Origin of the sequence: Nocardia africana NBRC 100379, assembly GCF_001612635.1 — a bacterium.
Taxonomy (GTDB): domain Bacteria; phylum Actinomycetota; class Actinomycetes; order Mycobacteriales; family Mycobacteriaceae; genus Nocardia; species Nocardia africana.
Genome location: NZ_BDAV01000010.1, coordinates 354,110 through 375,414, shown reverse-complemented (window position 1 = coordinate 375,414; position 21,305 = coordinate 354,110). Strand labels below are relative to the sequence as shown.

1 protein-coding gene (cut by a window edge) is annotated in these 21,305 nt (G+C 70.1%); it reads left to right on the top strand.

Annotation, left to right across the window (positions count from 1 at the left end; all coding sequences use genetic code 11):
• Positions 1-21,305, top strand: partial view of a non-ribosomal peptide synthetase gene (locus NA3_RS18655; RefSeq protein ID WP_062964994.1) — the 3' portion only. 22,564 nt of this gene lie to the left of the window's left edge; 21,305 of the gene's 43,869 nt are visible here — the last part of the coding sequence; the start codon falls outside the window, past its left edge; it ends in the stop codon at positions 21,303-21,305.

Below are 21,305 nucleotides of genomic sequence, written 5' to 3'. Positions count from 1 at the left end.
CGGATCCGATCTGCGTGCTGACCTCCGGTGACGATCTCGAGATCGACACCGCGCAGGTGCGCATCGACCTGCTGGACCTTTCCGGCTACTCGATCGAGCCGATCGCCGACGCGGAGCGCCGCAGCCCGCTGCGCCCGGCCAACACCGCGTACGTGATCTTCACCTCCGGTTCCACCGGCCGCCCCAAGGGCGTCGCGGTGCCGCACGCGGCGATCGTCAACCGGCTGGTGTGGATGCAGGCCGAATACGGTCTCACACCCGCCGATGTGGTGCTGCAGAAGACGCCCGCGACCTTCGACGTGTCGGTGTGGGAGTTCTTCTGGCCCTTGCAGATCGGCGCGCGGCTGGTGGTGGCGCGGCCCGACGGCCACCGCGATCCGGCGTATCTGGCCGAGGTGATCGTCGGCGAAGGCGTCACCGTCACGCACTTCGTGCCGTCGATGCTGGCGGTCTTCGTCGCCGAGGCCGCGGCCGCGCAGTGCACCACGCTGCGCCTGGTGTTCGCCTCCGGTGAGGCGCTGGCCCCGAAGTCGGCGCAGCGCCTGCGTGAGCTCACCGGCGCCGCGCTGCACAACCTGTACGGCCCGACCGAGGCCGCGGTCGACGTCACCTATCACGAGGTGACCGATGCCGATGTCGATTCCGTGCCGATCGGCCGCCCCGTCTTCAACACCCGTGTCTACGTGCTGGATTCGCGCCTGCGACCGGTTCCGGTGGGGGTCGCGGGTGAGCTGTATCTGGCGGGCGCCCAGCTCGCGCACGGTTATGTGACCCGTCCGGATCTGAGTTCGGACCGGTTCGTGGCCAACCCCTTCTCGGTGGGCGAGCGGATGTACCGCACCGGTGACCTGGTGGCCTGGAACGAACAGGGCGAACTGGATTACCTGGGCCGCACGGACTTCCAGGTGAAGTTGCGCGGTCTGCGTATCGAACTCGGCGAGATCGAGACGGCGCTGACCGCGCTCGACGAGATCGACCGGGCGGTCGTGGTGGTCCGCGGCGACCAGCACACCGGCGATCAGCTCGTGGCGTATGTCGTTGCCACGCCGGGACTTCCGGTCGACGCCGAAGCGGTGCGCGAGGAACTGGGCCGGCAGCTGCCCGGCTACATGGTGCCCGCGCTGGTGATGGTGCTCGACGAATTCCCGCTCAACGCCTCCGGCAAGCTGGACCGCAAGGCGCTGCCCGCCCCGGTGTTCGAGGCGGCGGTGTTCCGCGCGCCGGTCACCCCGGTGGAGCAGATCGTCGCGGGCACCTTCGCCGAGGTCCTCGGCGTGGATCGGGTCGGTCTGGACGACGACTTCTTCGCCCTCGGCGGCAACTCGCTGATCGCCACCCAGGTCGCCGCACGCTTGTCGTCGGCCCTGGACACCCAGCTGGGTGTGCGCGAGATCTTCGAGGCTTCCACCGTCGCCGGGCTGGCGGCGCGGGCCGAAACCCGCTCCGGTGCGGGCGGCCGCGCGGCGCTGGTGCCGCAGCATCGGCCCGAGCTGGTGCCGCTGTCGCTGGCGCAGCAGCGGATGTGGTTCCTCAACCGCTTCGATCCCGAATCCGCGGTGGACAACATCCCGGCCGCGGTGCGGCTGTCGGGTCTGCTGGACCGGCAGGCGCTGCAGATCGCGGTCGCCGATGTGCTGGCGCGCCACGAATCGCTGCGCACCCGCTACCCCGAGGTGGACGGGACCGCGTACCAGGAGATCGTGCCGACCTCGAAGGTCATCCCCGATCTCACGCCGATCGACGTCACCGAAGCCGAACTGCCGCAGCGGATTTCGGAGCTGGTCGGTACCGGCTTCGATGTCACCGTCGAGGTGCCGTTCCGGGCCCGGCTGTTCGAGGTGAGCCCGACGGAACATGTGCTGGCCCTGGTGGTGCACCACATCTCCGCCGACGGCTTCTCGATGGGCCCGCTGACCCGCGACGTGATGACCGCCTACGGGGCGCGCGTCGAGGGCGGCGAACCGGCCTGGGCGCCGCTGCCGGTGCAGTACGCCGACTTCGCGCTCTGGCAGCGCGAGGTGCTCGGCCGCGAGGACGATCCGGAATCGGTGATCGCCGACCAGATCGACTACTGGCGCGACGCGCTGCGCGGGGTGCCCGAACAGCTGGATCTGCCCGCCGACCGGCCGCGTCCGGCGGTCGCCTCCGGCCGCGGTGCGACGCACACCTTCCACATCGACGCCGACGTGCACGCCCGGCTGGCGGAACTGGCTCGCACCCGCGGCGCGACCATGTTCATGGTCACCCACGCGGCGCTGGCGCTGGTGCTGTCGCGGCTGAGCGGGGAGGCCGATATCGCCATCGGCACCCCGGTGGCCGGCCGTGGTGAGCGCGCGCTCGACGATCTGATCGGCATGTTCGTCAACACGCTGGTGCTGCGGACCGAGATCGACGGCGGTGCGAGCTTCACCGATCTGCTGCAGTCGGTGCGCAGTACCGACATCGCCGCCTTCGGGCACGCGGATCTGCCGTTCGAGCGGCTGGTGGAGATTCTGAATCCGGCGCGTTCGCAGGCGCGGCATCCGCTGTTCCAGGTGATGCTGTCGTTCCAGAACACCGGCCAGAACGCCCTGGAACTGCCGGGGCTGACGGTCAGCGGTGTGGAACTGCCGATCGATACCGCGAAGTTCGATCTGCAGCTGGTGCTCACCGAGGAGACCGCCGAGGCGGCCGACGGTGCCACCGCGGCCGGCGGTATCACCGCCGAATTCGTCTACGCCACCGATCTTTTCGACGGCGAGACGATCGCCGGTTTCGCCGATCGCCTGGTGCGGGTGCTGACCGCCGTGGTCGCCGAACCGGCGGCCCGGGTGGGCGACATCGATCTGCTCGCCCCCGCCGAGGCGGCGCGCGAACTGCGCGGCTGGAACAACACGGCACGCCATCTGCCGGTGCGCCGCGAAGGCGCGAACACCCTGCTGGCCGACTTCCACGCCCAGGTCGAACAGATCCCGGACGCGGTCGCCGTCATCGACCCGGAGGCCGGCGTCACGCTGACCTACGCCGAATTCGCGGCGCGGGCCCAGCGACTCGCGCGGTATCTGGTCGAGGCGGGCGTGGGCCCGGATGCGCGGGTGGCACTGGGCATGCGGCGTTCGCTCGACCTCGTGGTGGCCGCCTACGCGGTGCTGGAGGCCGGTGGCGCGTACGTGCCGCTGGATCTGGAGCAGCCGGGTGAGCGCATTCGCTACGTGGTCGACACCGCCGCACCGATCGCCGTGCTCACCACCGCACGTGACGGCGCCGACATCGATCGCGCGCTCGAGGGCGCGGCGACCGCCGTGCGCATCGACGAGCTGGACCTGTCCGGCTACGCGGACGGCGAACTGGACGACACCGAACGGCGTGCCCCGCTGCGGCCGGAACACCTCGCCTACGTGATCTTCACCTCCGGTTCCACCGGACGGCCGAAGGGTGTGGCGGTCTCGCAGGCCGCGGTGGTGAACCAGATCCGCTGGATCACCGCCGAATACGGCATCGGCGCGGGTGAGGTGGTGCTGTTCAAGACGCCGCCGACCTTCGACGTGTCGGTGTGGGAGCTGTTCGGCGCGACCGCCACCGGCGCGCGCCTGGTGATCGCCGCGCCGGACGGCCATCGCGATCCCGGCTACCTCGCCGAGGTGATCGCGGCCCAGCAGGTCACGATGACCTCGTTCGTGCCGTCGATGCTGTCGGTGTTCTCCGACAGCGTGTACGCGGGGACGGCCGCCGAGGTGTCCTCGCTGCGCACCCTGCTCATCGCGGGTGAGGCGTTCACCGCCGACGCCGCGCAGGCCTACCGCCGCATCGGCACCGCCGAACTGCACAACCTGTACGGCCCCACCGAATTCACCGTGCACGCCACCGCCATGCCGGTCGCCGCGGATATCGCCGGAGCGGTGCCGATCGGCCTGCCGGTGTGGAACGCGCAGGCCTACATCCTGGACGCGCGGCTGCATCCGGTTCCGGCCGGTGTCGCGGGTGAGCTGTATCTGGCCGGCGCTCAGCTGGCACGCGGCTACTTCGGCCGCACCGACCTGACCGCGGACCGCTTCGTCGCGAATCCCTTCGGCGGCAGCGGTTCCCGCATGTACCGCACGGGTGACCTGGTGCGCCGCGGCGCCGACGGGGCCATCGAATACCTGGGCCGCACCGACTTCCAGGTGAAGCTGCGCGGTCTGCGTATCGAGCTCGGCGAGATCGAAGGGGCCCTCACCGCACAGGATTCGGTCGCCCAGGCGGTGGCCGTGGTGCGCTCCGACGAGCGGATCGGTGAACAGCTGGTCGGCTACGTCGTGCCCGCCGCCGGCGCCGGAGAGATCGATCTCGACGCGGTCCGCGCGCACCTGGCGGCGCGGCTGCCCTCCTATATGGTCCCGGCGGCGATCGTCGTGCTCGACGCCCTGCCGCTGAGCGCGAACGGCAAGCTGGACCGGCGCGCGCTGCCCGCACCGGAATTCGAGGCGCGCGAGTTCCGCGCCCCGGCCACACCGGTCGAGGAGATCGTCGCCGCCACCGTCGCCGAGGTGCTGGGCATCGACACCGAGGCACGGCCGGTCGGTCTCGACGACGACTTCTTCGAACTGGGCGGCAACTCGCTGATCGCCACCCAGGTGGTCGCCCGCCTGGGCCAGGCGCTGAACACCCGCATCCCGGTGCGGACCCTGTTCGAGGCGCCGACCGTGGCGGCGCTGGCCGCCCGGCTGGAGACCCACGCCGGTTCCGGTGGCCGCCGCGCCCTCGTGGCGGGGCCGCGACCGGAGGAGATCCCGCTCTCGCTGGCACAGCAGCGAATGTGGTTCCTCAACCGCTTCGACACCGCCAGCGCGGTCAACAACATCCCGATGGCGGTCCGGCTCACCGGAGCGCTCGACGTCGACGCACTGCGTGAGGCGGTCGCGGATGTGATCGAACGCCACGAGGTGCTGCGCACGGTCTACCCGGAAACCTCCGACGGCCAGGGCGTGCAGGTGATCCTGCCCGCCGACCGCGACGCGGTGGAACTCGACGCCGAACCGGTGGCCGAGGCGCAACTGCCGGAGCGGGTCCGCGAAGTGGTCCTCACCGGCTTCGACGTCACCGCCGCTGTTCCGGTGCGCGCCAAGCTGTTCCGCGTCGAGCATGCGAGCGGCAACGGCGCGGGTGAATCGGCGCCGGACTACGTGCTGGTCTTCGTCGTCCACCACATCTCCGGGGACGGCTGGTCGGTGCGGCCGCTGGCCCGCGATGTGATGCTCGCCTACGCGGCGCGTTCGCAGGGCGCCGCGCCGGGGTGGGCGCCGCTGCCGGTGCAGTACGCCGATTACGCCCTGTGGCAACGGGAAACGCTGGGGTCCGAGGACAATCCGGAATCGCTGATCGCCCAGCAGGTGTCGTACTGGTCGCAGCATCTGGTCGGACTGCCCGAGCAGCTGGATCTGCCCGCGGACCGTCCGCGGCCCGCGGTCGCCTCGTATCGCGGTGGCGTGCACGAGTTCTCGCTCGACGCCGAGCTGGTGCGCCGGCTCAACGCGCTGGCCCGCGCCCAAGGCGCCAGCCTGTTCATGGTCACGCACGCCGCCTTCGCGGCGCTGCTGGCGCGGCTGTCCGGCAGTGACGATCTGGCCATCGGCACCGCGGTCGCGGGCCGCGGTGAGGCCGCGCTGGACGACGCGATCGGCATGTTCGTCAACACGCTGGTGCTGCGCAGCAGTGTCGATCCGGCCATGTCGTTCACCGAATTGCTCGCGCGCACCAAGGAATCCGACCTCGCGGCATTCGGGCACGCGGATCTGCCGTTCGAGCGGCTGGTGGAGATTCTGAATCCGGCGCGTTCGCAGGCGCGGCATCCGCTGTTCCAGGTGATGCTGTCGTTCCAGAACACCGGCGAGGCCTCGTTCACGCTGCCGGATCTCGAGGTCGGCGGCCTGCCGCTGGATGTGCTGACCGCGAAATTCGATCTGCACCTGAACCTCACCGAGCGCTTCGCCGCCGACGGTTCCGCCGAGGGCATGTCGGCCGAATTGGCTTACGCCACCGACATGTTCGATGCTCGGACCGTCGCGGCCTTCGGCGATCGCCTGGTCCGGATGCTGGACGCGGTGACGGCGGATCCCGCCGCCGCGATCGGCGATATCGACCTGCTCGACACCGTCGAACGCCGCACCATCGTCGACAACTGGAACGCCACCGCCTACGACGTCGACCGCGTCGTCCTCGGCCGGGCTGCCGGTACCGTCGCGCTGACACTGGCCTCGATGTTCGACAGGCAGGTCGAACGCGATCCCGGCGAACCGGCGCTGACGTTCGAGGGGACAACTCTGTCCTACGGAGAGCTGGCAGCCCGGGTGAACCGGCTCGCCCGCTACCTGATCGACCAGGGCGTGGGCCCGGATTCGCTGGTGGCGCTGCATATGCGGCGTTCGCTGGAACTGGTCATCGGCATGTACGCGGTGACGGTCGCCGGTGGTGGCTACGTTCCGCTGGACCCCGACCACCCGGCCGAGCGCACCGAATACGTGCTGGCGACCGCGAATCCGGTCTGCGTGCTGACCACTGCGGACAGCCCGCTCGCGGCGCGGCCGGATGTACCGGTCGTGGCGATCGACGGCCTGGAGTTGTCGGAGTACGCCGACGATCCGGTGGCCGACGCCGACCGCATCGCCGCGCTGCGCCCCGCGCACACCGCTTACGTGATCTTCACCTCCGGTTCCACCGGACGGCCGAAGGGTGTGGCCGTCAGCCACGCCGCGATCGTGAACCGCCTGGCCTGGATGCAGGACGAGTACGACCTCTATCTCGACGATGTCGTGCTGCAGAAGACGCCCGCCACCTTCGACGTCTCGGTGTGGGAGTTCTTCTGGCCGCTGCAGGTCGGCGCGCGCCTGGTCGTCGCCAAGCCCGACGGCCACCGCGATCCGGCCTACCTTGCGGAACTGATCGACGCCGAGCGCATCACCACCGTGCACTTCGTGCCGTCGATGCTGTCGGTCTTCGTCGCCGCGCTGGACGCCTCCGGCGCCGACTGCACCACGCTGCGCCGGGTGTTCGCCTCCGGTGAGGCGCTGCCGGCGGTCACCGCCCAGCGCCTGATCGAGCTGACCGGCGCCCGGCTGCACAACCTCTACGGCCCGACCGAGGCCGCGGTCGACGTCACCTATCACGAGGTGACCGAGGACGACACGGTCGCGGTGCCGATCGGCCGCCCGGTGTGGAACACCCGTGTCTACGTGCTGGATTCGCGGTTGCACCCGGTCGCCACCGGCGTCGCGGGTGAGCTGTACCTGGCCGGTGACCAGCTGGCCCGCGGCTATGTCGCGCGCGCCGATCTGACGTCGGATCGGTTCGTGGCCAACCCCTTCGGCGCTGGCGAGCGGATGTACCGCACCGGTGACCTGGTGCGCTGGAACTCCGCCGGTGAACTGGAATACCTGGGCCGCACCGACTTCCAGGTGAAGTTGCGCGGTCTGCGCATCGAACTCGGCGAGATCGAATCGGCACTGGTGGCGGTCGACGCCGTCGCGCAGGCCGTGGTGGTCGTGCGCTCCGACGACCGCCTCGGCGATCAGCTGGTCGCCTATGTCGTGCCCGCGACCGGTGCCACCGTCGACCCCGACGCCGTGCGTACCGAACTCGGCGAGGCGCTGCCCGGCTACATGGTGCCCTCGGCATTCGTGGTGCTGGACGCCTTCCCGCTCAACGCCTCCGGCAAGCTGGATCGCAAGGCGCTGCCGGCGCCGGTGTTCGAGGCCCGGCAGTTCCGCGCCCCGGCCACCCCGATCGAGGAGATCGTGGCCGGCACGTTCAGCGATGTGCTGGGTGTGCCCCGGGTCGGTCTCGACGACGACTTCTTCGAGCTGGGCGGCAACTCGCTGATCGCCACCCAGGTGACCGCGCGCCTGGGCGCCGCGCTCGACACGCAGTTGGCGGTGCGCGACCTGTTCGAGGCGTCGACCGTCGCCGCCCTGGCCGCGCGCCTGGAGCAGGGCGCCGGATCCGGCCGGACGCGGCCGAAGTTGGTGGCCGGGCAACGGCCGCAACGGATTCCGCTCTCACCGGCGCAGCAGCGTTACTGGTTCCTGAACCAGTTCGACACCACCACCTCCGCGGTGGACAACATTCCGCTCGCGGTGCGGCTGTCGGGCGCGCTCGACGTCGCGGCCATGGAACGCGCGCTCGGTGACGTCCTGGCCCGGCACGAGGTGCTGCGCACCACCTACCCGCGTTCGGCGGACGGCCCGCACCAGGTGATCCTGCCCGCGACCGATACCGCGCCCGCGCTGGAGCCGGTGGCGGTGGCCGAGGACGAACTGCTGGACCGCATCATCGAATTCGCGATGACCACCTTCGACGTCACCGCCGAGGTGCCGCTGAAGGTCGCGCTGTTCCGGATCACCGGTGGGGACGAATCGGCCGAGGAGCACGTCCTCGCGTTCACCGTCCATCACGTCGCGGCCGACGGCTCCTCGATGGGACCGCTGGCCCGGGATCTGATGGCGGCCTACGCCGCACGCGTCCAGGGTGAGGCGCCGCAGTGGACGCCGCTGCCGGTGCAGTACGCCGATTACGCGCTGTGGCAGCGCGAGGTGCTCGGCTCCGAGGAGGATCCGGAGTCGCTGGCCGCCCAGCAGGTCGCCTACTGGACCGCCGCTCTCGGCGGGCTGCCGGATCAGCTGGAGCTGCCGACCGACCGTCCGCGTCCGCCGGCTCAGTCGTTCCAGGGCAAGGCGATTCGCTTCGAGATCGACCCGCAGCGCCACGCCCGCCTGCACGAGCTGGCGCGCGCGAACAACGCCTCGCTGTTCATGGTCGTGCACGCGGCGCTGGCCGTCCTGCTCTCGCGGCTCTCGGGCACCGACGACATCGCCGTCGGCACCCCGATCGCCGGGCGTGGTGAGCGCGAACTCGACGATCTGATCGGCATGTTCGTCAACACGCTGGTGTTCCGCACCCGGATCGACGGCAATGCGAGCTTCGCCGAACTGCTCGCCGATGTGCGCGAACGCGACCTCGAGGCGTTCACCAACGCCGACGTGCCGTTCGAGCGGCTGGTCGAGGTGCTCAACCCGGTGCGGTCCACGGCGCGCAACCCGCTGTTCCAGGTGGGCCTGTCGTTCCAGAACCTGGCCGAGACCGCCCTGGAGTTGCCCGGTCTCTCGGTGAGCGCGGTGAATTTCGATTCCCAGCTGGCCAAGACCGATCTGCACGTCACGCTCTACGACCGCTACGCCGAGGACGGTTCGCCGGCCGAGATCGTCACCGAATTCGGTTACGCCATCGACCTTTTCGACGAGTCGACGGTGCAGGGCTTCGCGGACCGGTTCGTCCGGGTCCTCGACGCGGTGATCGCGGACGCGTCCGGCCCGGTCGGTGATATCGACCTGCTGGATCCGGCCGAGAACGATCGAATCCTGCGGCAGTGGAACGAGACCGCCCACCCGATCGACACCGAGGCGACGCTGGTGTCGCTGCTCGATGCGACGGTCGCCGCCGACCCGACCGCGGTCGCGCTGGTGGTCGACACCGAGGCCACCGGAACGGCGCAGCAGGTGCTCACCTACGGCGACCTCGACGCCCGGGTGAACCGCCTGGCGCGCTACCTCGTCGAATGCGGAATCGGCACCGAGGACCGGGTGGCGCTGGCACTGGGCCGCTCGGTGGAGCTGATCGTCGCGATGTACGCGGTGGCCAAGACCGGTGCCGCCTACGTGCCGATCGACCCGGGCCAGCCCGCCGAGCGCATCGACTACATCCTGGAGACGGCGGCCCCCGCCTGTGTGCTGACCACCTCGGCCACCGTCGCGGCCACCGCCGACCCGGACGGGGAGAGCGCGCTGCGATGGACCCCCCAGCGTCCGGTGATCGAACTCGACGGACTCGAGCTGACCGGCTATTCGGCGGCGCCGATCACGGCGGGGGAGCGGCTGCGTGAGCTCACCGCGGCCAACGCCGCGTACGTGATCTTCACCTCCGGCTCGACCGGCCGCCCCAAGGGCGTGGTGGTCTCGCACGGCGCGATCGTCAACCAGTTGCGCTGGGAGATCGCCGAATTCGGCCTCGGGTCCGGGGATTCGGTGCTGCTGAAGACGGCGGCGACCTTCGACCTGTCGGTGTGGGAGTTCTGGACCGCCGCCGCCTGCGGTGGCCGCCTGGTGGTGGCCGCGCCCGAGGGGCATCGCGATCCGGCCTACCTGAACGAGCTGATGCTCGGCACCGCCGTCACCACGCTGCATGTGGTGCCGTCGATGCTCGATGCCCTGCTCACCGAGAGCGAAGGCATGCTCAGCTCGTCGCTGAAGCGGGTGCTCGCCATCGGTGAGGCGCTGCCGGCCGCGACCGCGCAGCGTTTCCTGGAGACCGCCGAGGCCGAGCTGTTCAACCTGTACGGCCCGACCGAGGCCGCGGTCTCGATCACCAGCCATCGCGTCACCGCCGCCGACCGCCAGTCGGTGTCGATCGGCGCGCCGGAGTGGAACAACCGGGTGTACGTGCTGGATTCGCGGCTGCGGCCGGTTCCGGTGGGTGTGCCGGGTGAGCTGTACCTGGCCGGCGCGCAGCTCGCGCGCGGCTACTTCGGCCGCGCGGATCTGACCGCGGACCGGTTCGTCGCCGATCCGTTCGGAGCGCCGGGCACGCGGATGTACCGCACCGGTGACCTGGTGGCCTGGACCGACCGGGGTGAACTGGACTACCGGGGCCGTACCGACTTCCAGGTGAAGATTCGCGGTTTCCGCATCGAACTCGGCGAGATCGAGGCGGTGCTGCTGCGCCAGCCCGTCGTCACCGCGACCGCCGTTGTCGCCCACGCGGATCCGAATCTGGGCGATCGCCTGGTCGCCTACGTGGTCGGCACCGCCGAACTGGACAAGCAGGCGCTGCAGGCCGCGCTGGCCGAACAGCTGCCGTCCTACATGGTGCCGTCGGTGTTCATGCAGCTGGACGCGCTGCCGCTGAACGCCAACGGCAAACTGGATCGCGCCGCACTGCCCGAACCGGTCTTCGAGAAGGCCGTCTTCCGCGCGCCGGTGACCCCGATCGAGCAGATCGTGGCCAGCACCTTCGCCGATGTGCTGCGCAAGGAATCCGGCACGATGGGCCGCGACGACGACTTCTTCGCGTGGGGCGGCAACTCGCTGCTCGCCACGCAGGTTGCCGCGCGCCTGGGCGAGGCGCTGAACACCCGGGTGCCGGTGCGCCTGCTGTTCGAGGCCTCCACGGTCGCCGCACTCGCCACCCGAGTGGAGCACCACGCCGACGCCGGTGGTCGCCGCGCGCTGACCGCGGCACCGCGTCCGCCGCGGATCCCGCTGTCGCTGGCGCAGCAGCGGATGTGGTTCCTCAACCGTTTCGACACCGCCTCGGCCGCCTACAACGTGCCGATCGCGGTGCGGCTCAGCGGTGCGCTGGACGTCTCGGCACTGCGTGCCGCGATGGCGGATCTGGTGGCGCGTCACGAGATTCTGCGGACCGTGTACCCGCAGACCGACCAGGGCCCGGTGCAGGTGATTCTGCCTGCGGCCCAGGCGATTCCGGAGCTCGAACTGCGCGTGGTCGACGCCGCCGCGGTGGAGTCCGAGGTGGTCGGGCTGATCAACACCAGCTTCGACGTCACCACCGAGGTGCCGGTGCGGGTCGCGCTGTTCGAGGTTCGCCCCGAGGGCGAAACCGCGAGCGGCACGGGCGAATACGTACTGGCGATGGTCGTGCACCACATCTCCGGTGACGGTTCGTCGGTCGGCCCGCTGACCCGCGATCTGATGACCGCGTACGCCGCCCGCGCGGCCGGGCTGGCGCCGAACTGGGCTCCGCTGGCGGTCCAGTACGCCGACTACAGCATCTGGCAGCGCGAACTGCTGGGCAGTGAGGACGATCCGGATTCGTTGGCCTCCAAGCAGGTCGCGTACTGGAAGCAGGCGCTGGCCGAGCTGCCCGATCAGCTCGATCTGCCGTCGGACCGCCCGCGTCCGGCGGTGCAGAGCTTCGCCGGCGGCAAGGTCGAGATGCGCATCGATGCCGACCTGCATCGGGCACTGATCGACCTGGCCCGCACCGAGGGCGCGACGCTGTTCATGGTCGTGCACACCGCGCTGGCGGTTCTGCTGTCGCGGCTGTCGGGTTCCGACGACATCGCCATCGGCACCCCGATGGCCGGTCGCGGTGAGGCCGTGCTCGACGACCTGATCGGCATGTTCGTCAACACGCTGGTGTTCCGGACCCAGGTCGACGCCGGTGCCGGCTTCACCGAACTGCTGGGCCGGCAGCGCGATATCGACATCCAGGCGTTCGCCAACGCGGACGTGCCGTTCGAGCGGCTGGTCGAGGTGCTGAACCCGGTGCGCTCCACCGCGCGTCATCCGCTGTTCCAGGTGGGCCTGTCGTTCCAGAACCTGGCCCAGGCCACGCTGGAGCTGCCGGGCCTGCGGGTCAGCGGGATGGACTTCGACACCCAGCTCTCGCAGTTCGACCTGCACCTGATCGCCACCGACCGCTACAGCGACACCGGTGCGCCCGAGGGCATCACCGGATTCTTCACCTACGCGACCGACCTGTTCGACCACGGCACGGTGGCGGGCTTCGTGGATCGTTTCGTGCGAATGCTGGGCGCGATCGTGGCCGCACCGCATACCGCGGTCGGCGATATCGATCTGCTCGACGCCGCCGAACGCGGTGCGCTGGTCTCCACCCGCAATGCCACCGATCACCCGGTGGACCGCTCGGCGACGCTGGCCTCGCTGCTGGACGCGACGGTCGACAGCTACGCCGAGCGCGACGCGCTGGTCGGCGCCGACGGCACCCGGGTGACCTACGCCGAACTCGACCGCCGGGTGAATCTGCTGGCACGCCATCTGATTTCGCTCGGTGTCGGACCGGAGTCGCGGGTCGCGCTGGCGATGCGCCGCTCGGTCGACCTGGTGCTCGCGATGTACGCGGTCACCGTCGCCGGTGGCGCCTATGTGCCGGTGGATCCGGATCAGCCGGCCGAACGCACCGGCTACATCCTCGACACCGCCGATGTGGTGTGCGTGCTCACCGATGCCGACGCCGGATTCGAGACCGATGTCGCACCGGTGGTCCGCGTCGACGACCTCGACACCGCCGGTGACGATTCGCCGATCGAGGATGCCGAGCGGGTCGCGCCGCTGCTGCCGCAGCACACCGCCTACGTCATCTTCACCTCCGGTTCCACCGGACGGCCGAAGGGCGTGGCGGTCCCGCACGCCGCGGTGGTCAACCAGTTGCTGTGGAAGATCGCCGAATTCGGCATCGGCGCCGAGGATTCGGTGCTGCTGAAGACCGCGGCCACCTTCGACCTGTCGGTCTGGGAGTTCTGGTCCGCGGCCGTCTCCGGCGGACGCCTGGTGATCGCGGCGCCGGACGGCCACCGCGATCCGGCCTACCTCAACGAGCTGATGGCCCGCGAAGCGGTCACCACGTTGCATGTGGTGCCCTCGATGCTGGACGCGCTGCTCACCGAATCCGATGGGACGCTGCCGAATTCGCTGCGTCGCGTGCTGGCGATCGGTGAGGCGCTGCCGGGTGCGACCGCGCAGCGGTTCCGCCGCGACAACGCCGCCGAGCTGTTCAATCTGTACGGCCCGACCGAGGCCGCGGTCTCGATCACCAGCCACCGCGTCACCGGGGACGAACAGCAGTCGGTGTCGATCGGTGCGCCGGAGTGGAACAGCCGGGTCTACGTGCTGGATTCGCGCCTGCACCCGGTTCCCGACGGCGTCGCCGGTGAGCTGTATCTGGCCGGTGCGCAGCTGGCCCGCGGCTACTTCGCGCGGCCGGATCTGACCGCGGACCGGTTCGTGGCCAACCCCTTCCAGCCGGGTGCCCGGATGTACCGCACCGGTGACCTGGTGAGCTGGAACGCCCGGGGCGAGCTGGAATACCAGGGCCGTACCGACTTCCAGGTCAAGATCCGCGGCTTCCGCATCGAACTCGGCGAGATCGAGTCGGCATTGCTCGGCCTGGACGAGGTCGCGCAGGTCGCCGTGCTCGCGAAGTCGGACACGCGCATCGGCGACCGGCTGGTCGCCTATCTGGTCCCGGCCGGCGAGAGCCTCGACATCGACGCGGTGAAGTCGGCGCTGAACGCGGCGCTGCCGTCGTACATGGTGCCCTCGGCGTTCGTCGAACTGGACGCGTTGCCGCTGAACATCAACGGCAAACTCGACCGGCGCGCGCTGCCCGAGCCGGAATTCGAGACCACCGCCTTCCGGGCGCCCTCGACACCGATCGAAGAGGCGGTCGCCTCGGTGTACGCCGATGTGCTCTCGGCCGAGCGGGTCGGCGCCGACGACGACTTCTTCGCCCTCGGCGGTAACTCGCTGCTGGCCACTCAGGTCGCCGCGCGCCTCGGTGCGCTGCTCGACACCCGGGTGCCGGTGCGAGCACTGTTCGAAGCCTCGACGGTGGCCGGGCTGGCCGCCAAGGTCGAACAGCAGGCCGGTGCCGGCGGTCGCCCGCCGCTGACGGCCGGACCGCGCCCCGAGCACATTCCGCTGTCGCTGGCGCAGAACCGCATGTGGTTCCTCAACCAGTTCGACACCACCTCGTCGGTGGACAACATCCCGGTGGCGATCCGGCTCTCCGGCGCGCTGGACGTGTCCGCGCTGCGCGAGGCGGTCGCCGACCTGATCGCACGCCACGAGATCCTGCGCACCGTCTACCCCGAGACCGATACCGGTCCGGTGCAGCGAGTGCTCTCGCCGGCGGAGGTCGCGATCGATCTCGAGCCGGTGCGGATCGAGGAGTCCGGTGTGGTCGAGGCCGTCACCGCCGCGGTGACGACCGGCTTCGACGTGACCGCCCAGATTCCGTTCCACATCCGTCTGTTCCAGGTCACCGACACCGACTTCGTGCTGGTCTTCGTCGCGCACCACATCGCGGCCGACGGCTGGTCGATGGGCCCGCTGACCCGGGATCTGATGGTGGCCTATGCCTCGCGCGCCGAGGGTGCGGCACCGGCGTGGGCGCCGATGCCGGTGCAGTACGCCGACTTCAGCATCTGGCAGCGCAACCTGCTCGGCTCCGAGGACGATCCGGAGAGCCTGCTCAGCGCCCAGGCCGACTACTGGCGGCAGGCGCTGGCCGGCATTCCGGACGAGCTCAACCTGCCCGCGGACCGGCCGCGCCCGACCGTGCAGTCGTTCCAGGGCGGCCGGGTGCTGTTCCCGATCGGCACCGAGCTGTACGACAGCCTGCAGCGCACCGCGCGCGAGCAGAACGCGACGCTGTTCATGGTCGTGCACACCGCACTCGCGCTGTTCCTGGCGCGGATGTCGGGTACCGACGACATCGCGATCGGCACCCCGATCGCGGGCCGCGGCGAGGCCGAACTCGACGATCTGATCGGCATGTTCGTCAACACGCTGGTGCTGCGCACCCACGTGCGGGGCGAGCTGACCTTCGGTGAGCTGCTGAGCCACGCCAAGGACGCGGACCTGCAGGCCTTCGCCCACGCGGACATCCCGTTCGAGCGGCTGGTGGAACTGCTCAATCCGGAGCGCTCCACCGCGCGGCATCCGTTGTTCCAGGTGGCGCTGTCGTTCGAGAACCTGCCCGAGAGCACGTTCGAACTGCCCGGATTGCACGTCTCGGCACTCGATTTCGACGTCGACACCGCGAAATTCGACCTGTCGCTGACGGTTCGCGAATCCGACGACGGCCGCAACGGCATGTACGCCGAATTCTCCTATGCGCGTGACCTTTTCGACGAGGCCACGGTGGAGGTGTTCGCGCAGCGGTTCACCCGTCTGCTCGAGGCGATCGTCGCGCAGCCGCAGACCCCGGTCGGTGATCTGCCGCTGCTGGCCGCCGAGGAATACGAGCTGCTCACCCACGTCCACGGCGACGAGGTGATGGCGACCGGACTGCTGCCGGATCTGATGACCCACGGCGTCCGGCTCGGCCGCGATCGAATCGCGGTGCGCTACAACGGTGAATCGATCACCTACGGCGAACTCGACGACCGGTCCTCGCGCTTGGCGCGGGTGCTGATCGAACGCGGTGTCGGACCCGAGCAGCTGGTCGCGGTCTCCTTCCCGCGGTCCTACGAGATGGTGCTGGCCGTGCTGGCCGTCACCAAGGCCGGTGGCGCGCACGTGCCGGTGGATCCGAACTACCCCGAGGATCGAGTGCGGCATATGCTCACCGATTCCGGCGCGCTGCTGGGTATCACCGGTTCGGCGTATGTCGGCGACCTGCCCGGCGACGTGGAATGGCTGGTCCTCGACGATCCCGCGACCGACGAGCTGTGCGCCGCGCAGTCGGCGGCGCCGGTGACCGATGCCGACCGGCGTGCCCCGCTGCAGATGGCGCACCCCGCGTACGTCATCTACACCTCGGGCTCGACCGGTAAGCCCAAGGGCGTGACCGTGACCCATGCCGGTCTCGGCGGCCTGGCGGATGTGGCAACGAGCCTGTACGGCCTGGAGCCGCAGCACCGGTTCCTGCACATCTGCTCGCCCAGCTTCGACCCGTCGGTGCTGGAGTGGGTGTGCGCGTTCTACATCGGCGCCACGCTGGTGATCACGCCGCCGCAGATCATCGGCGGCCCGGAGCTGGCGGAACTGCTGCGCACCGAGCAGGTCACCCACACCATCATCACGCCCGCGGTGCTGGGCACGATGGATCCGGCCGGCCAGGAGCAGTTGCTGGTGACCTCGGTCGGTGGCGATGTGACCACGCCGGAACTGCTGGCGAAGTGGCAGCCGGGGCGCAAGTACTTCAACGCCTACGGTCCGACCGAGACGACGATCATCTCCTCGTACGCGCGGTTGTTCCCGGGTAACCACATCACCATCGGCACCCCGGTGCACGGTATGTCGGCGCTGGTCCTCGACGCCCGGATGAACCCGGTGCCGCCGGGTGTGGCCGGTGAGCTGTTCCTCTCCGGTGGCGCGGTGGCCCGCGGCTACCAGCATCGTCCGGGGCTGACCGCGGAGCGGTTCGTCGCCAACCCGTGGGGTGCGCCCGGAACCCGGATGTACCGCACCGGTGACGTGGTGCGGTGGTATGCCGAACCGGATGTGCGCGGTGGCAATATCGCCCGCCCGGAGGTGCCGTGGGAGCTCGATTACGTCGGTCGCACCGACTTCCAGGTGAAGATCCGCGGTTTCCGCATCGAACTCGGTGAGATCGACGCGGTGCTCGGCCGGCACCCGGATGTCGAATTCGCGATCACCATCGGCCGCGAAACCGCTGCCGGTGCAACGATTCTGGTGTCCTACGTGCTGGGTGTTCCGGGACGAGCGGTCGACCCCGCGGCGGTCACCGACCATGTGGCCGCGGTGCTTCCGCCGCATATGGTGCCCTCGGCGATCGTGGTCCTCGACGAGATCCCGCTGACCCCGGTCGGCAAACTCGACCGCAAGGCGCTGCCGGAACCTCAGCTCGCGCCGCGCGAATTCCGGGCGCCGACCAGTGCGCTCGAGGCGACCATCGCCGAGGTGTTCGCCGAGGTGCTGGGCGTCGATCAGGTCGGACTCGACGATTCGTTCTTCGCGCTCGGCGGTGACTCGATCCTGTCGATCCAGCTGGTCTCGCGGGCCAAGGCGCGCGGTGTGCTGTTCACGCCGCGCCAGGTCTTCGAGCGGCGCAGCGTCGCCGCGCTGGCGGAGATCGCCACCCGTGCGGGTGAGTCCGAGCAGCAGGTGCTCGCCGAACTGCCCGGTGGCGGTGTCGGCGAGATCCCGCTGACGCCGATCATGGCCTCGATCCTCGGCACCGGTTCGTCGTATCAGCGGTTCTCGCAGGCCATGGCGCTGCGACTGCCCCACGACACCGACCGGGAGATGCTGGTCGCGACCGTCGCCGCGGTCGTCGATCACCACGATGTGCTGCGAACCCGATTGCGGCGCAACGAATCCGCTGCCGTGGACAGCCCGGACGGGTGGACGTTCGAGGCGCTGGAGCAGGGCGCGATCGATGTCGATGCCCTGGTGCATCGGGTCGAGTTGCCCGGCGACATCTCGGATGCGGAACTGTCGCGCCGGGCGAGCGCCGAATACGACGCCGCACTGGGCCGCCTCGATCCGGCGAATGCCGTGATGACGCAGTTCCTGTGGTTCGCCTTCACCGGCGCCGAGGACGACTCCGCGCCGCGGCGTCGCGATGTGCTCGTGATCGTCGCCCACCACTTCGTGGTCGACGGTGTGTCGTGGCGCATCCTCATCCCGGACCTCGCGGTGGCCTGGTCGCAGCTGAAGGCCGATCAGGCCGTGGCGCTGCCGGCGAACGGCACCTCCATGCGCCGCTGGGCCCACGCCCTCGTCGACGCCGCGGGCGCGCGAGCCGCGGAACTACCGTTCTGGCGGCAGGTCGCGACGGCCGAGGATCCGGTGCTGGGCGAGCGGGCGTTCGACCCGGCGGTCGACACCTTCGACACCGTCGATCGGGTCGAGGTGCTGCTGCCGGCCGAGGTGACCGATGCGGTGCTGACCGGTGTGCCGGACAAGTACCGGGCCGGTGTCGACGACGGCCTGCTGTCGGCGCTCGCGCTGGCGGTGAACATGTGGCGCGGTGCGGCCGCGGGCGGCGCCGCGCTGGTGAAGCTCGAGGGCCACGGCCGCGAGGAGAGTGTCGTCGCGGGCGCCGATCTGTCGCGGACGGTGGGCTGGTTCACCAATGCCTATCCGGTGCGGCTGGATCTGGGCCACGCCGATGTGGCGGCGGCCCTGCGTGGCGGAAAAGCGCTGGGCGACATCGTGAAATCGGTGAAGGAGCAGCTGCTCGCGGTGCCGGACAAGGGCATCGGATACGGCCTGCTGCGTTACCTGAATCCGGAGACCGGGGCGGAGCTGGCGGCCGGTACCGCGCCGCAGATCAGCTTCAACTACCTGGGACGCGCGGATACCGGTGCGGGCGCCGAGACGAGCGAAACCTCCTCGGGGCCGGTCGGTTTCGACTGGGCGCCGGTGGCGGACCTGGGGCAGCTGGATGCCGACATGGATCCGGATATGCCCGCCAACGCCGCGATCGACATCAACGCGATCGTCACCGACGGGCCCGAGGGTGCGCAGCTGTCCGCGTCCTTCGCCTTCCCGGCCGGGCTGTTCGGCAAGCAGCGCGTGCAGGAGTTCGCGGATCTGTGGGTGGCTGCGCTGACCGCGCTCGCCGACCATGTCCGGCAGCCGGAGGCGGGCGGCCTGACGCCGTCCGATCTACCGCTGGTCGACGTCGCGCAGTCCGAGATCGACGAGTGGGAACGGCAGTATCCGGGGCTCTCGGACGTCTGGCCGCTCTCGCCGCTGCAGTCGGGTCTGCTGTTCCACGCGATGATGACCCAGCAGACCGTGGACGTCTACACCATGCAGGCCGTGGTGGATCTCGGCGGCGCGGTCGACGAGGACCGGCTGCGCGCGGCCGGCCAGGGCATCCTGGACCGCTACCCGAACCTGCGCGCCGCCTTCGTCACCGATGCCGGCGGCCGGGCGGTCCAGCTGATCTCGGATCGGGTCGAGGTGCCGTGGCATACCGTCGATCTGACGGATCTGCCGCAGCAGCAGCGGCTTCCGGAGTTGAAGCGCCTGCTCGAACAGGATCGGGCCACGCACTTCGACATGTCGCGGGCGCCGCTGCTGCGGTTCACGCTCTACCGGACCGATTCCCAGACGTTCCATCTGGCGATCACGACCCACCACATCCTGGTGGACGGCTGGTCGATGCCGCTGCTGATGCGCGATCTGCTGGTGCTCTACGCGGTGCGCGGTGATACCGCCGCGCTGCCGCGGGTGTCGTCGTACCGGAACTTCCTGAGCTGGCTGGCCGGGCGCGACCGCGAGGAATCGCTGCGCACCTGGGCACGGGCACTGGCCGGTGCGGACGAGCCGACCCAGCTCGCGCCCGCGGCGCGCGGACCCGAGCACTACGAGATCGAGAAATTCGTCGCCGAGGTCGACGAGGCCCGCACGCGCCGGATCACCAAGTACGCCGCCGAGGTCGGGGTCACGGTGAATACGCTGGTGCAGGCCGCGTGGGGCATTCTGCTCGGCCGGCTCACCGGCCGCGACGACGTGGTGTTCGGTGCGACGGTCTCCGGCCGCCCGCCGGAGCTGACCGGGGTCGAATCCATGGTCGGCCTGTTCATCAACACGCTGTCCGTGCGGGTCGGCGTGGACGACCGCTCGTCGGTCGGGGAGCTGCTGCAGCGCCTGCAGCGCGATCAGGCCGATCTGCTCGACCATCACTACGTGGGCCTCACCGATATCCAGCGGATCGCCGGTGCCGGAGCACAATTCGACACCCTGCTGGTGTTCGAGTCGTATCCCATGGATACCGACGCGATCGCCGCGGCGAGTTCGATCGACGGCATGTCGGTGACCGGTGTCGGCACCAACGACGCGACCCACTACCCGCTGACCCTGCTGGTGACCGCCGAATCGACGATCGAGGTGACCTGGAAGTACCTGACCAGTCGCTTCACCGCCGAGGAGGTGCACACGCTGGCCGAGCGGCTGGACCGCGTGCTGGACGCGCTGACCGGCGATCCGGCGGCCGCGGTAGGCGATATCGACATCCTCGACGCCGACGAGCGGGCCCGGATCCTGGCCGGCGCGGCGGTGACCGCCGAACCGGTCGCCGAACCCGGCCGGGTCGGCAGCCGCACGGTCGCCAAGGCGCTCGGTGATGTGGTCGAGGAAGATCCGCAGGCTCCGGCGCTGCTGTCCGGTGACGCCGAAATCGCCTATCACGAGGTGGATTCGCGGTCGTCGAAGCTGGCCCGGGTGCTGATCGGACGCGGTGTCGGCCCGGGTGACATCGTCGCGGTCGCACTGCCGCGTTCGGTGGATGCCGTGGTGGCGCTGTGGGCGATCCAGAAGGCCGGCGCGGCGGCGCTGTTCGCCGACGGCCTGTCCTTCGGGGAGATCGTCGCCGCGGGCGCCGGCTGGGGTATCGCCCTGGAGCCGGCGGCCAAGTCGGTGCGCTGGCTGGTCCCGACCGATCCGAAGGTGCGCGCGGAAATCGATGCGGCACAGGCGCATCCGGTGTCCTACGCCGACCGCGTCCGGCCACTGCAGGACGACCATCCGGCCTTCGTGGTGCGGGCGGCCGACGGCATCCTGCGCACCCTGACCCAGGAGCAGGCCCTCGAGCACGCCGGCACCCTGCGCGCCGAACACGAGATCGACTACGAGTCGACCACGTACACCACGGCGACGGCGGGCCCGGCAGCGCTCGCGGAATTCCTGACCTCCGCGACCGCGGGCGCACTCTCGGTTCTGCCCACCGGTGACATCGCGGGTGACCTGGCCGAGGGGGAGGTCAGCCACTGGTTCACCGTGCCGGGTGTGGCGACCGACGCCGCCGACGGCGAAGTGCGAGTGATCGAGGCGGAATGA